The organism is Kitasatospora sp. NPDC093806 (assembly GCF_040683335.1).
Lineage (GTDB): Bacteria > Actinomycetota > Actinomycetes > Streptomycetales > Streptomycetaceae > Kitasatospora.
Map to the genome: position 1 here is coordinate 1 of NZ_JBFBDO010000102.1, position 15539 is coordinate 15539.

Sequence of the window (15539 nt, forward strand, 5' to 3'; positions counted from 1 at the left end):
GCCCGTCCGCCGTCCGGGCGGAGGGGCTGCGGGCGCAGGCCGCCCGGCTGGCCGCGTTCGCCGCGTCGGCCGCGTCGGCTGCCGAGACGGAGAGTGCCGGCACCGAGGCCGCCGCCGTCGCCGGGGCGCTCGCGCGGCGGGCGCGCTTCGACCACCGGGCGGTGGTCGTCGGCTCCGGCCTCGACGAACTCGCCGCCGGGCTGGCCGCGTTGGCGGAGGAGCGGACGGACGGCACGGTCGCCCGGCGGGCGGCCGGGGTGGGTGTGCTGTTCACCGGGCAGGGGGCGCAGCGGGCGGGGATGGGGCGGGAGTTGTACGCGTCGTTCCCGGTGTTCGCGGAGGCGTTCGACGCCATCTGCGCCGAGCTGGACCCGCTGTTGGGCCGGTCGCTGCGTGAGCTGTGCTTCGACGTGGCGTCGGAGGAACTGGACCGGACGCGGTACACGCAGCCGGCGCTGTTCGCCTACGAGGTGGCCGCGTACCGGCTGTTGGAGAGCCTCGGTGTGCGGGCGCAGGTCCTCGTCGGGCACTCGATCGGCGAGATCGCCGCCGCGCACGTCGCGGGTGTGTTCGGCCTCGCCGATGCCGCGCGGCTCGTCGAGGCGCGCGGTCGGCTGATGCAGGCGCTGCCCGAGGGCGGCGCGATGATCGCGCTCCAGGCGAGCGAGGCCGACGTCCTCCCCTACCTCGTGGGGCAGGAGGGCGCCGCGTCCATCGCCGCCCTCAACGGGCCGACGTCGACCGTCATCTCGGGGGACGAGGCCGTCGTCGCGGCGATCGCCGAGCAGCTGGGCTGCAAGTCGCAGCGACTGCGCGTCAGTCACGCCTTCCACTCGCCGCTGATGGACCCCATGCTCGAAGAGTTCCGGGCCATCGCGAACGCGATAACCTATAACAACCCCGATACCCACATCGCAACGAGTGGGGATCTCACCGACCCCGAGCACTGGGTCCAGCACGTCCGCGACACCGTCCGCTTCACCGACGCCCTGACCGGCGCCGAAGCCGAGGCCGACGTCTTCGTCGAGGTCGGCCCCGACGCCATCCTCACCGCGCTGGCCCGGCAGATCCTGCCCGAGGCCACCGCCCTCCCCCTGGCCCGCCGCAACCGCGACGAGGCCCGGACCGCCGTCGAGGCGCTGGCCGGCCTGTGGGCGCACGGCGCCGGCATCGACTGGACGCCGCTGCTCCCCGCCGACGGCCCGTACGTCGACCTCGACCTGCCCACCTACGCCTTCGACCACCACCAGCACTACTGGCTGACCGCTGCCGCCCCCGCGAGCGCCGCACCCGACCTGGCCGCCGCCGGGCTGGCCCCCGGCGGGCACCCGCTGATCGGCGCCGTCACCGAACTCGCGGGCGCCGACCGGTTCGTGCTCTCCGGCCGGCTCTCCCTCAGCACCCACCCCTGGCTCGCCGACCACGCCGTCCACGGCACCGTCATCGTGCCCGGCACCGCGCTGGTCGAGCTCGCCCTCCAGGCCGCCCGCCGGGCCGGCTGCGAACGGATCGACGAGCTGACGCTCAGTTCCCCGCTCGTCCTGCCCGAGTACGGCGCCCGGCAGATCCAGCTGACCGTGGCCGAGCCGGACGAGGATGGCCGGCGCGAACTCGGCCTGTACTCGCGCCCCGAGGACGCCGAGCCCGGCGACTGGACCCTGCACGCCACCGGCCGGCTCTCCGAGCAGGCCGATCCGCCCGCCCCCGCCGACACGGCCTGGCCGCCGCCCGGCGCCGAGCCGCTCGCCCTCGGCGAGGCCTACGCGACGCTCGCCGACCGCGGCTACGACTACGGCCCGGTGTTCCAGGGCCTGCGGGCCGCCTGGCAGACGGACGGCGAGCTGTACGCCGAGGTCGAGCTGCCCGAGGGGCCGCGCGCGGAGGCCGACCGCTTCGCCCTCCACCCGGCGCTGTTCGACGCCGCGCTGCACCTGATCCTGCGCCCGGACCGGACGTCGGACGCCGAACTGCCCGCGCTGCTGCCGTTCGCCTGGTCGGGTGTGTCGGCACACGCCCCGGGCGCCGGTGCGCTGCGGGTGCGGATCACCGTCCGGCACGCCGAGGAGGTCGCCCTGCACCTCGCGGACGCCACCGGCGCGCCCGTCCTGACCGTGGACTCGCTGGGTCTGCGGCCGGTCTCGGTCGAGCAGTTGGCCGCCGCCGTCTCCGGTGCCTCGGCGGGTTCGCTGCTGACGGTGGAGTGGGTGGAGCTGACCGCCCCCGCGCCGGAGGGCGTGCCGCCGCGCCCGGCCGTCGTCGGCGACCGGGAGCTGCTGTCCCCGGCCGACGCGTTCGACGGCTACGACAGCCTGGCCGCGCTGCGCTCGGCGGGCGCCGTCCCGGAGGTCGTGCTGCTGTCGCTGGCCGCCGTCTCCGACGGGCCGGACACCCCCGAGGAGCCGGACGCCGCCGACCGGGCCCGGGCCACCGCCCGGCGGGCCCTGGCGCTGGTCCAGGAGTGGCTGGCCGAGGAGGCGTTCGCGGGCAGCCGCCTGGTGCTGGTCACCCGGGGCGCCGTCGCCGCCGACTCGCCGGACCTGGCGCTCGCGCCGGTCTGGGGGCTGGTGCGCGCCGCCCGGGCCGAGCACCCGGACCGGCTCGCCCTCGTCGACCTGGACGGCACCGCCGCGAGCCGGGAGGCGCTGGTCCCCGCGCTGGCCCGCGCGCTGGCCGCCGACGAGCCCGAACTCGCCCTGCGCGAGGGCCGGTCGCTGGCCCCGCGGCTCACCCCCGCCGACCGGTCGGAGGCCCCGTCCGCCCCGGCCGCCCCGGCCGCCCCGGTCTGGGGCCCGGCCGGCACCGTCCTGATCACCGGCGGCACCGGCGGTCTGGGTGCGCTGGCGGCCCGCCGGCTGGTGCGGACCTTCGGCGTCCGGCACCTGCTGCTGGCCGGCCGCCGGGGCGCGCAGGCGCCGGGGGCCGAGAAGCTGGCCGCCGAACTGGCCGAGCTCGGCGCGGACGTCACCCTCGCCGCCTGCGACGTCGCCGACCGGGAGGCGCTGGCCGGCCTGCTCGCCAGCGTGCCCGCCGAGCACCCGCTCACCGGCGTCCTCCACCTCGCCGGGGTGCTCGACGACGGTCCGGTCGGCGCGCTGACCGCCGACCGGCTCGACCGGGTGCTGCGGCCGAAGGCGGACGCCGCCTGGCACCTGCACGAGCTGACCCGCCACCTGCCGCTCACCGCCTTCGTCACCTACTCCTCGGTCGCCGGCACCCTGGGCACCGCCGGCCAGGCCAACTACGCGGCCGCCAACGCCTTCCTGGACGCGCTGGCCGCGCACCGCCGGGCCGAGGGCCTGCCCGGGCTGTCGCTGGCCTGGGGCCTGTGGGAGGTCGACCACGGCATGGGCGGCACGCTCGGCCAGGCCGACCTGGCCCGGTTCCGCCGGATCGGGATCGCCCCGCTCACCGAGGCCGGCGGGATGCCGCTGTTCGACCGGGCCCTCGGGCTCGACCGCCCGGTCGCGGTGCCCGCCCGGCTCGATCTGGCGGCGCTGCGCCGGGACGGGGAGGTGCCGGCGCTCTTCCGCCGCCTGGTCCGCACCCGGCCCCGGCCGACGGCGGCGGCGGGCGGGCCGGCCGCCCCGGACGCCCGTCCGGAGCTGTCCGCCTTCGCGGCCAAGCTGGCCCCGCTCCCGGCCGAGCAGCAGGAGGAGCAGCTGCTGGACCTGGTCCGGGACACCGTCGCGGCGGTCCTCGACTACCCGTCCCCGGACGACGTGGACACCGACTACACCTTCAAGGAGCTGGGCTTCGACTCGCTCAGCGGCGTCGAGTTCCGCAACCAGCTCAACCGGCTGGTCGGGGTCCAGGTGCCGACCACGGTGGTGTTCGACTACCCGACGCCCGGCGCGCTGGCCGGCCACGTCCGGAACCTGCTCTTCCCCGAGGACGAGGAGCCGGCCGCCGAGACCGGGCCGAGCGACGAGGACATCCGCCGGCTGCTCGCCGCCCTCCCGGTCCGGGAGCTGCGGGAATCCGGCCTGCTGGAGGGCCTGCTGCGGCTCGCCGAGGGCTCCGCTGACCAGGCCGACGCGGCGGACCCCGCGGCGGACGGCGACGGCGGCGCCGGACAGGACATCGACAGCATGCAGGTCGACGACCTCATCCAGCTCGCCCTGCAGGCCGACGCGCAGTGACGCGGTGACGCGGTGACGCAGCGCCGCAGTGACACCCCCACCCCCGACCACCGGAGAGAAGGAGAACCGCCCGTGGTGGCGCCCGATATCCAGAAGACCGTCCGCGCTTTCGTCGCCCAGGAGTTGAAGTCCGGGCCGGCCGAGCTGGACGGCCTCGCCGAGGCCCCGCTGCCGCTGTACGACCGGTTCCGGGAGACCGGGCTGGCCAACTGGTGGCTGCCCAAGGAGAACGGCGGACAGGGGCTGAGCCTGTCCGACAGCGTCGACATCGTCAACGAACTCGCCTACGGCGACGCCGGGGTGGCGTTCACCCTGTTCATCTCGGTGCTCGGCACCAGCGTCGTCTCGCTGTACGGCTCGCCGGAGCTCCAGGAGCGCCACCTCGCGCCGATGGCCGCGCGCGGCTCGTACTGCGCGACCCTCGGCAGCGAGCGCAACGCCGGCAGCGAGCTCGGCCGGATCGAGACGGTGGCCACCCGGTCCGGGAACGACCTGGTGCTGAACGGCGAGAAGTTCTTCTCCACCAACTCGGGCTTCGCCGACTTCCTGGTGGTGATCGCCGCCTCGGCCGAGGACCCGAGCGACCACCTGGCCGTCGTGGTGCCCCGGGACACCCCGGGCCTGACCGTCGTCCGCCGCTGGGACGTCATCGGGCTGCGCGCCTCCGCCACCTACGAGGTGCGCTTCGACGACTGCCGCGTCCCGGCCGCGAACCGCCTGGCGGGCAACGGGCTGCGGCTGCTGGAGATCGGCCTCAACGCGAGCCGGATCCTGATCGCCACCACCGGGCTCGGCATCGCCCGGCGGATCCGCGACCTGTGCATGGAGTACGCCAAGACCAAGCGCTTCCGCGACTCCACCCTCGTCGACAGCCCGGTCTTCGCCGCCAAGCTCGGCCAGATGGAGATGCAGATCGACGTCATGAAGAGCCAGTGCCGGCAGGCGGCGCGGGACTACGACGAGGTGATGGCCGGGCCGGACCCGGCCACCGCCTTCGCCCGGCAGGGCACGCTGAAGTCGGCGCTGACCGCCAAGATGTTCTGCGGCCAGGCCGGGTGGGAGATCGCCACGGTCGGCTCGGAGATGTTCGGCGGCCTCGGCTACACCAACGAGCTGCCGATCGGGAAGCTGCTGCGCGACATGCGCTACGTGTCGATCGTCGAGGGCGGCGACGACGTGCTGCGCGACCTCGTCTTCAGCCGCTACGTGATCCCGATCCCGCGCCGTTCCTGACCCGTTTCCGACCCGTTCCCGACCCGTTCCACCGCACCCACCGCACCACCTGACGCACCACCTACCGCACCACCGCGACCAGGAGGGCCCCGGCACGCCCGGCCGGGGCCCCCTGATCCGCGCCCGGACCCGGACAGGTCCCCCCACCTCCCGTTCTAGGGGGCCGTAGGGGGTGTGACCGGGCCACCCGGGCTGACTAGCTTCGCTGGCGACCGCCGTTGGGTGGCAGCCCGCGACCTCCCGACCGTGACTCCCGAGGGGAAACCATGAGCGCTCCGACGCCCAGCTGGACGAAGATCACCGAAGGCGAGACCGGGCAGGTCGTCCTCGCGGTCGACTTCCCGGCCACCGGTCGCCTGCAGGCCGACTTCTCCGAGCTCGCCGCCCGGCTGACCGGCGGCCACGCCTTCTGGCGCAGCGTCGTCGCCCCGGCCCCGCTCACCGGCACCACCACCGAGGAGTACCTGGAGCCGTGGCTGGAGGACGTCTCCGCGTCCCGGCTGCACGTCCGCGCGGTCTTCGGCTTCTGCGTCGGCGCCGTCCACGCCGCGCTGCTCGCCGAGCGGATCGCCGAGTTCCAGGACCCGGCGCCCGAGGTCGTCCTGTTCGACCCCGAGCTGGTCGACACCGGCACGATCTACTGGCAGTTCGCGATGTTCGTGGAGAGCCTCACCCAGTTCCTCGCCGCCGACGAGATCGCCGCCCTGCGCGAGGCCGGCCGGCTCTCCTACGAGGAGATCGACGACCCGAACCGGCTGGCCCAGGTCCTGATCGAGACCTTCCGCGGCGCGATCGCGCTCGCCTGCGAGCGGACCGGGCTCGACGAGGAGTTCACCGAGGAGGTGGTCGAGATCTTCACCGCCTTCATGGCCTACCTCGCGATCGCCGACAAGTCGGACCCGCTGCCGCTGTGGGCGAAGGCCACCGCCGTCTCCTCGTCCAGCGCCGAGAACGGCCTCAGCCGGGTCGCCAACGAGATCCTGCGCCGCGAGGGCCCGTTCGTCGCCGAGGAGCTGGTCTTCCCCGAGCGCATCCACGCCGACCTGCTGCGGGGCGAGGACGTCGCCGCCGCCGTGGACAAGCTGCTCACCCGGTAGCGGGCGGGCGAGCAGAGCACCCGGAAGCACCGAGAGGACGGGAAGCACCCAGATGCAGCGCACCGAGGCCGGGACCACCACCGGCTCCGCGGCCGGCGCCGAGACCGGTACGGCAGGAACCCCCGCGAGCGGCCCCGCCGGCAGCCCCGCGGGCAGCCCCGCCAGCAGCAAGGAGCGGGCCCTCTGGCTGCTGGAGGACCTCGTCCCCGGCGCCGGGGTGAACAACCTCACCTTCACCTTCCAGACCGACGGCGCGCTCGACGGCGACGCCCTCCGGCAGGCGCTGGACGCCCTGGTCCGCCGGCACGAGGTGCTCCGCACCGCCTTCCGGGCGGACCACGAGGACGGCTCCGGCCTGCGCCGTCGGACGCTGCCGGTCGAGCAGGCCGTCGTCCCGCTGGAGACCGTCGACCCGGCGCCGGGCACCGACGTCCTGGCCGAGCTCACCGCCTTCACCGGCACGCCGTTCCAGGCCGACGGCGGCGTGCTGCTCCGCGCCCGGCACGTCCGGCTGCCGGGCGGCGACACCCCGGTGGGTGACCAGTCGGAGGGCGAGGCGGTCGGCGGCGACGTGTTCTGCCTGGTGCTGCACCACACCGTCTACGACGGCATGTCGACCACCGTCGTGGTCGAGGACTTCCGCGACCTCTACGACGCCCTCGTCGCCGGCGAGCCCGTCCCGGAGCGGCTGGCCGGCCAGGTGCCGCGCTGGTCCGAGCCCGAACCGACCGAGCGCAGCCGGGAGTTCTGGCAGCGTCAGGTCGACGGCCTGGACGTCTCCGGCTTGGACCTGGGCAACGACAAGCCGCTGCCCGCGCGCACCACGCTGGAGGGCGACTGGGTCACCCGCCGGCTCGCCCCCGAGGCCGCCGCCGTCGCCAAGCGGCTGCGGCGGGAGCTGCGGGCCCCCGAGGTGGTCGTACTGCTCGCCGCCTACTACGCGCTGCTGGCCGCCCACGGCGCCGGCCCGGACCTCACCGTCGGCTCGCCGATCAGCACCCGCGGGCGGGACCAGCAGCGCCAGGTCGGTTACCACATCAACGTGCTGACGATCCGTCAGTCTGTGGCTCCGGAGCTGACCTTCCGCGAGCTGGTGACCGGACTGCGGCGCACCTTCCTGGACGCGATCGGCCACGCCGACTTCCCGGTGGACGAACTGCTGGAGATCGTCCCCCGGTTGGACGCCTCCTGGCGCAACTCGCTGTTCCGGCACGTCTTCAACTACGTCCCGCAGAGCGACCCGCGGTTCGCCATCGGCGGCGGCAAGGCCCGGCTGCTCACCGTCGAGAACGGCTACAGCAAGTTCGACCTGGAGTTCTTCGTCACCGAGCTGGGCGACTCGCTGCAGATCCGGGCCGCGTTCTACCGCGACGCCTACGACCGCGCCGACGTCGAGCTGATGGTCGAGCGCTACGAGGCGCTGCTGCTCGCCGTGGGCGAGGACCCGGACCAGGCGCTCGGCGCGCTGTCGGCGTGGTCCCCGCGCGACCGGGCGGTCATCGACGGCGCCAACGCCACCGAGCGGACGCTGCCGTACGCCTCGGTGCTGCGGGCCGTCGCCGACCGGGTCGCCGAGCGGCCGGAGGCGGTGGCGGTCGAGGAGGCCGGCACCACGGTGAGCTACCGCGAGCTGTGGGCGGATGCGCACGCCGTGGCGGACGCGCTGCGGGCCGCCGGTGCCGCGCCCGGCGACGTGGTCGCGCTGCTCGCCCGGCGCGGCGCCGCGCTCGCCTCGGCGGTGCTCGGCGTCTGGCTCGCCGGGGGCTGCTACCTGCCGCTCGACCCGGACCACCCCGCGCAGCGGCTCGCGTACCAGCTGGACGACGCCGGCGCCCGGTTCGTGCTCGCGGACGCCGAGGCGACCGTGCCCGAGGCGGTTCCGGCTGAGGCGGTCACGGCCGAGGGCGGGGCCGGGGCCGGGGGCGAGCGGACCGTGCTGCGGCTGCCGCTGACGGCGGCCGGGGGCGCCCGGTCCGAGGTGCCCGTGCCCGACCCGGCGTCCTGCGCCTACCTGATCTACACCTCCGGCTCCACCGGCCGCCCCAAGGGCACCCTGATCAGCCACCACAACCTGGCCAACCTGGTCGCGCACTTCGCCGACGAACTGGACTGCACGCCGGACACCTCGGCGCTGTGGATGACCACGTTCAGCTTCGACATCTCCGCCCTGGAGCTGTTCGTGCCGCTCGCGTGCGGCGGCCGGGTGGTGGTCGCCCCGGACGACGCCCGGGTGGACGGCGCCCGGCTGCTGGAGGTGCTGGAGCAGCACGCGATCGACATCGTCCAGGCCACCCCGACCACTTGGCGACTGGTCGTCGAGCAGGCCGGCGCGCGGTTGGAGGGCCGCCGGCTGCTGTCCGGCGGCGAGCCGCTGCCGCCCGCGCTGGCCCGCCGGCTGCTCGCCACCGGCGGGGAGCTGCGCAACGTCTACGGCCCGACCGAGACCACCATCTGGTCGGCCTCCGGCCGGATCGCGGACCTCGACGAGGGCCGGCTGCACGTCGGCGGCCCGATCGCCAACACCCGGATCTTCGTGGCCGGCCCGCGCGGCGACGAGGCCCCGATCGGCCTGCGCGGCGAGCTGTGCATCGCCGGGGAGGGCGTGGGCATCGGCTACCACGAGCGGCCCGAGCTGACCGCCGACCGCTTCGCCGACCACCCGCGGCACGGCCGCCACTACCGCACCGGCGACGTGGCCCGCTGGCTGCCCGACGGCACCCTGGAGGTACTCGGCCGGATGGACCGACAGGTCAAGCTGCGCGGCAACCGGATCGAGCTCGGCGAGGTCGAGGCCGTGCTGCTGGAGCACCCCGGGGTCGGCGCGGCGGCGGTCGTGCTGGCCGGCGACCCGACCACGGACGGCGCGCTGGTCGCCTTCGTGGTGGCGCCCGCCAGCCGGAAGGTGATCGACGAGCTGTGGTCGCACAGCCGGACCCTGCTCCAGGGGGCGGCCGTCCCGCAGGACTTCGTCCTCGTCGACGCCTTCCCGATGACCGGCAACGACAAGGTGAACCACCCCGAGCTCACCCGGATCGCCGAGGCCCGCCGGGCCCGCCAGGCCGCCGAGGCCGCGTCCGGTGCGCCCGGTGCGGACGTCGATGCGAACCCGCTGGAGGAGGCGGGCGGCACCGGTGACCCGGTGATCGACCGGCTGACCGTGCTGTGGCGCGAGCTCCTGGGCACCCCCGGGCTGGACGCGGACGCGCACTTCTTCACCAGCGGCGGGCACTCGATGCTGGGCGCCCAGCTGATCCAGCGGATCAAGCGGGAGACCGGGATCCGGCTGAAGCTCGCCGAGCTGTTCGCCAACCCGACCCCGCGCACGCTCGCCGACCAGGTCAAGGCCCGCCAGGGCTGACCACCCCCCGACGTGGAGCCGCCTGGCTCGTCGTGACCCCCGTACACGACGAGCCGGGCGGCCCCACTGCCCGTTCCACCCCTTGTCCTGCCCTTTTCTGTGTGTTCTTGCCTTGTCCTGTTCGTGTTAGTTCGGGTTTGTTCGGGTTTCTGCCCTTGTGCGAGGAGCGAGTAGCGGAGATGGCTGCCAACGACACCAAGCTGATCGATGCGTTGCGTGCGTCGCTGAAGGAGACGGAGCGGCTGCGCGAGCAGAACCGCCAGTTGGCCTCGGCCGCGCGCGAACCGATCGCCATCGTGGGCATGGCCTGCCGCTTCCCCGGCGGGGTCGCCTCGCCGGAGGACCTGTGGCAGCTGGTGGCCGACGGCCGGGACGCCATCGGCGAGTTCCCGCAGGACCGCGGCTGGCCGCTGGACGGCCTCTTCGACCCGGACCCGGACCACTACGGCACCAGCTACACCCGCACCGGCGGCTTCCTGCACGAGGCCGGGCGGTTCGACGCCGGGTTCTTCGGCATCTCGCCGCGCGAGGCCGTCGTCGTCGACCCGCAGCAGCGGCTGCTGCTGGAGGTGTCCTGGGAGGCCGTCGAGCGGGCCGGCCTCGACCCGGCCGCCCTGCGCGGCAGCAACACCGGCGTGTTCACCGGCCTGATGCACCACGACTACGCCACCCCGATGGCCGCCGTCCCCGGCGACCTGGAGGGCATGGCCAGCACCGGCAAGGCCGCCAGCGTCGCCTCCGGCCGGGTCTCCTACGAACTGGGCCTGGAGGGCCCGGCCGTGACGGTGGACACCGCCTGCTCGTCCTCGCTGGTCGCCCTCCACCTGGCGGCGGCCGCGCTGCGCCAGGGCGAGTGCGAACTCGCGCTGGCCGGCGGCGTCACCGTGATGGCCACCCCCGCCTCGTTCGTCGAGTTCAGCCGCCAGCGCGGCCTGGCGCCCGACGGCCGCTGCAAGTCCTTCTCCGCCACGGCGGACGGCACCTCCTGGGGCGAGGGCGTCGGCGTGCTGGTGCTGGAGCGGCTGTCGGTCGCCCGCGCCAAGGGCCACCAGGTACTGGCCGTCCTGCGTGGCTCGGCGATCAACCAGGACGGTGCCAGCAACGGCCTGACCGCCCCCAACGGCCCCTCGCAGGAGCGGGTGATCCGCCAGGCGCTGGACCAGGCCGGACTCGCCCCCGCGGACGTCGACGCGGTGGACGCGCACGGCACGGGCACGGCGCTCGGCGACCCGATCGAGGCGCAGGCGCTGCTCGCCACGTACGGGCGGGACCGTTCGGCCGAACAGCCGCTCTGGCTCGGCTCGTTGAAGTCCAACATCGGGCACGCGCAGGCGGCGGCGGGCGTCGGCAGCGTCATCAAGATGGTCATGGCGATGCGGCACGGCGTGCTGCCGAAGACCCTGCACGTGGACCGGCCGTCGCCGTACGTCGACTGGTCGGCGGGCTCGGTGGAGCTGCTCACCGAGCGGCGGGACTGGCCGTCGGCCGGGCGGCCGCGCCGGGCGGGGGTGTCCTCGTTCGGGATCAGCGGGACCAATGCGCACGTGGTGCTGGAGGAGGGCGAGCCGGTCGCCCCGGCCGGCAGTGCGGAGGACGTCGCCGGGGATGTCGTCGGGGACGTCGCCGGGGTGGGTGCTCCCACGGCCTGGCTGCTGTCCGCCGCGAGCCCTCGGGCGCTGCGCGGGCAGGCGGCGCGGCTGGCCGAATTCGTGGCGCGGGAGGACGAGTTCGCGCCCGGCGCGGTGGCCCGGGCGCTGCACGGGCGGAGCCGGTTCGAGCACCGCGCGGTGGTCGTCGGCGCCGAGCGCGGTGAACTGGCTGCCGGGCTGGCCGCGTTGGCCGAGGAGCAGACGGACGGCACGGTCGCCCAGCGGGCGGCCGGGGTCGGCGTACTGTTCACCGGGCAGGGGGCGCAGCGGGCGGGGATGGGGCGGGAGTTGTACGCGGCCTTCCCCGTGTTCGCGGAGGCCTTCGACGCGGTGTGCGCGGAGTTGGATCCGCTGCTGGGGCGGTCGCTGCGTGAGCTCTGCTTCGACGCGCAGTCGGAGGAGCTGAACCAGACCCGCTACACCCAGCCCGCCCTGTTCGCGTACGAGGTCGCCGCGTACCGACTGCTGGAGAGCTTCGGCGTCAAGCCGCAGGTCCTCGTCGGGCACTCCATCGGCGAGATCGCCGCCGCGCACGTCGCGGGCGTGTTCGGCCTCGCCGACGCGGCGCGGATGATCGAGGCGCGCGGCTGGCTGATGCAGGCCTTGCCCGAGGGCGGCGCGATGATCGCCCTCCAGGCGGGCGAGACCGACGTGCTCCCGCTCCTCGCCGGACACGAGGCCGCCGCTTCCATCGCAGCCCTCAACGGCCCGACGTCGACCGTCATCTCCGGCGACGACGCCACCGTCACGGCCATCGCCGAGCAACTCGGCTGCAAGTCGCAGCGACTGCGCGTCAGCCACGCCTTCCACTCCCCGCTGATGGACCCCATGCTCGAAGAGTTCCGGGCCATCGCAAGCGCGATAACCTATAACAACCCCGACACCCCCATCGCAACGAATGGGGATCTCACCGACCCCGAGTACTGGGTCCAGCACGTCCGCGACACCGTCCGCTTCACCGACGCCCTCACCAGCGCCGTCACGGCCGGCGCCCGCGCCCTGGTCGAGGTCGGGCCCGACGCCATCCTCACCGCGATGGCCCGGCAGGTCCTCGCCGAGGACGAGCGGATCACCGCGACTCCGCTCGCCCGGCGCAACCACGACGAGCCCGCCACGGCGGTGACCGCCCTCGGCGCCCTTTGGACGCGCGGGGTGCCGATCGACTGGGCACCGCTGCTCCCCACCGAGGCCGCCCCGGTCGACCTGCCCACCTACGCCTTCGACCACCAGCACTACTGGCTCCCGTCCGGCGCTTCCGACGGCGACCCCGGCACGCTCGGCCTCACCGCCGCCGAGCACCCGCTGCTCGGCGCCGTCGTCGAGATCGCCACCGCCGACCACCTGGTCCTGTCCGGCCGCCTCGCCCTCGCTGATCACCCCTGGCTCGCCGACCACGCCGTCCACGGCACCACGCTGGTCCCGGGCGCGGCGTTCATCGAGCTGGCGCTCCAGGCCGCCCGCCGCACCGACACCCCCGGGCTGGACGGGTTCACCCTGCAGGCCCCGCTCGTCCTCCCCGAGGGCGAGGCGGTCCGGCTCCAGGTCGTGGTCACCGGCCTCGCGGCGGACGGGCCCCGGACGGTCGCCGTCTACTCCCGCCCCGAGGACGCCGCCCCCGGCCCCTGGACCCTGCACGCCGAGGGCGCCCTCACCGCCGAGCCCGCTTCCACCGCCCCCGCGCCCCCCGTCTCCGAGGCGACGGCCTGGCCCCCGGCGGACGCCGACCCCGTCCCGCTGGACGCGGCCTACCGGACGCTCGCCGAGCGCGGCTACGGCTACGGCCCCGCCTTCCAGGGCCTGCGCGCCCTCTGGCGGCGCGGCGAGGAGACCTACGCCACCGTCGAGCTGCCCGCGCAGCCGAATGGCGAGGCCGACCGCTACGGCCTCCACCCCGCGCTGCTGGACGCCGCGCTGCACCCGATCGCGCTGGCCGCCGAAGGTGCCACGCTGCTCCCGTTCGGCTGGAGCGGGGTCACCGCGCACGCCTCGGGGGCCGCCGAGCTGCGGGTGCGGATCACCGCGCGGGGCCCCGAGGAGGTCGCGCTGCACCTGGCGGACGCCACCGGCGCGCCCGTCCTCACCGTCGACTCGCTCGTCCTGCGCCCCGCCTCGGCGGAGCAGCTGGCCTCGGCCGCCGCCGGGCGGGCCGCGGCCGACGTGCTGTTCGGCGTGGAGTGGGTGGAGTGGACGGAGACCCCGCAGGACGGGCCCGCCGCCACCGTCCCCGACGCCCCGTTCGCCGTCGCCGGCCACTCCCCCGACTGGGACGCGCTCGCCGTGGACGCCCCCTCGACCGTCCTGGTGGAGGCGGGCCCGGCGTCGGGACCTGAGCCCACCGCCACATCGGACGGGGACGAGCCGGCCCGGCTGCGGGCCGCCACCGTCCACGCGCTCGGGCTGGTCCAGGGCTTCCTGGCCGAGGAGCGGCTCGCGGACACGCGGCTGGTCCTGGTCACCCGGGGCGCCGACGAGCTCGCGCTCGCCGCCGTCCGGGGTCTGGTGCGCGCCGCGCAGGCCGAGCACCCCGGCCGCTTCGTCCTCGCCGACCTCGACGAGGACGAGGCCAGCCGGACCGCGCTCGCCCACGCCCTCGCCACCGACGAGCCCGAACTCGCCATCCGCCAGGGCACGGTGACCGTCCCCCGGCTCACCCGGCTGCGCGACGCCGCGCAGCCCGCCGGCCTCGCCCTCGCCCTCGCCCCCGAGGGCACCGTCCTCATCACGGGCGGCACCGGCGGCCTGGGTGCGACCGTCGCCCGCCACCTGGTCACCGCCCACGGCGTGCGCCACCTGCTCCTCACCAGCCGCCGCGGCACCGAGGCGCCCGGCGCCGCCGAACTGGCCGAGGAGCTGACGGAGGCCGGTGCCCAGGTCACCGTGGCCGCCTGCGACGTGGCCGACCGCGACGCGCTGGCCGACCTGTTCGCCGCCGTCCCCGCCGAGCACCCGCTCACCGCCGTCATCCACGCGGCGGGAGTGCTGGACGACGCCCCGGTCACCGCGCTCACCGCCGACCGGCTCGACCGCGTCAACGCGCCCAAGGCGGACGCCGCCTGGCACCTGCACGAACTCACCCGTGAGCTGCCGCTGGCCGCGTTCGTGCTGTTCTCCTCGCTGGCCGGCACCTGGGGCAACGCCGGCCAGGCCAACTACGGCGCCGCCAACGCCTTCCTGGACGCCCTGGCCGCCCACCGCGCCGGCCTCGGCCTGCCCGCCACCGCCCTCGGCTACGGCCTCTGGACCACCGGCGGCATGGCCGGCGAACTCGGCGAGGCCGAACTCCGCCGACTCGCCGCCACCGGTGTCCTCGCCCTCTCCGACACCCAGGGCCTCGCCGCCCTGGACACCGCGCTCGGCAGCGACCGCCCGCACCTGCTCGCCGCCCGCCTCGACCTCAAGGCGCTCGCCGACCAGGACCCGATCCGCCCGCTGCTGCGCGGCCTGCTCACCGGCCGGACCCGGCGGGCCGCCGCCGGGTCCGCGGCGCAGTCCGGGCCCGGCCTCGCCGAGCAGCTGACCGGCCTCGACGCCGCCGGCCAGCGGGCGCTGCTGCTGGACACGGTGCGCCGTCAGGTGGCCGCCGTCCTGGGCTTCACCGGCCCGGAGGCCGTCAATCCCGACCGGCTCTTCCAGGACCTCGGCTTCGACTCCCTCACCGCGCTCGAACTGCGCAACCGCCTCAACCAGGCGACCGGCCTCCGACTGCCGGCCACCCTCGTCTTCGACTACCCCACCCCCCACACCCTGGCCGACCTGCTCCGCACGGAGCTGGCCCCGGCGGAAGCCCCGAACCCGCTGCTCGCCGGCCTCGACCGCCTCGAAGCGGCCCTGGCCGAACTCGGCCCCGACGACGCGCTCCGCCAGGAGCTCGTCGCCCGGCTGCGCGAACTGGCGCGCTCGACGGCCGACGCCGATCTGGCCGAGGCCGACGAGGACGACCTCCTCGCGGCCCTCGAAAGCGAACTGAACACCTTCTGACCGGCGGGCTCTCCGGCCCGGCAGGCCTTCTGCCGGGCCGACCCTCCGATCTTCCGAACTACTTCTTCCGAGCTAGGTGCTAGGG

Annotated in this window: 5 protein-coding genes; all 5 read left to right on the forward strand. The window is 75.4% G+C overall.

Translation table 11 applies throughout. The features are described 5' to 3' along the window. Positions 1 to 4139, forward strand: a 4139-nt coding sequence (locus AB0N76_RS32035; RefSeq protein ID WP_363563169.1) for an SDR family NAD(P)-dependent oxidoreductase, incomplete at its 5' end; no start/stop codon positions are given. A 72-nt stretch (positions 4140 to 4211) separates the two neighbouring features. Beyond that, positions 4212 to 5372: an acyl-CoA dehydrogenase family protein gene (locus AB0N76_RS32040; RefSeq protein ID WP_363563171.1), complete on the forward strand. Its 1161-nt coding sequence runs from the start codon at positions 4212 to 4214 to the stop codon at positions 5370 to 5372. Between the two features lie 266 nt (positions 5373 to 5638). After that, a complete protein-coding gene (locus AB0N76_RS32045; protein WP_363563173.1) occupies positions 5639 to 6469 on the forward strand; it encodes a hypothetical protein in 831 nt (276 codons plus the stop codon). Positions 6470 to 6521: 52 nt separating this feature from the next. Next, the gene (locus tag AB0N76_RS32050; RefSeq protein ID WP_363563175.1) at positions 6522 to 9827 is read left to right on the forward strand and encodes an amino acid adenylation domain-containing protein; all 3306 of its coding nucleotides are present in this window, start codon (positions 6522 to 6524) and stop codon (positions 9825 to 9827) included. 179 nt (positions 9828 to 10006) lie between these two features. After that, complete coding sequence (locus AB0N76_RS32055; RefSeq protein ID WP_363563177.1) at positions 10007 to 15454, forward strand: type I polyketide synthase; 5448 nt, start codon at positions 10007 to 10009, stop codon at positions 15452 to 15454. Positions 15455 to 15539: the final 85 nt, after the last annotated feature.

Bases quoted from the DNA above. Each gene is read 5' to 3' on its own strand.
- AB0N76_RS32045 (WP_363563173.1), top strand. From the start codon at position 5,639: ATGAGCGCTCCGACGCCCAGCTGGACGAAGATCACCGAAGGCGAGACC.
- AB0N76_RS32050 (WP_363563175.1), top strand. From the start codon at position 6,522: ATGCAGCGCACCGAGGCCGGGACCACCACCGGCTCCGCGGCCGGCGCC.
- AB0N76_RS32055 (WP_363563177.1), top strand. From the start codon at position 10,007: ATGGCTGCCAACGACACCAAGCTGATCGATGCGTTGCGTGCGTCGCTG.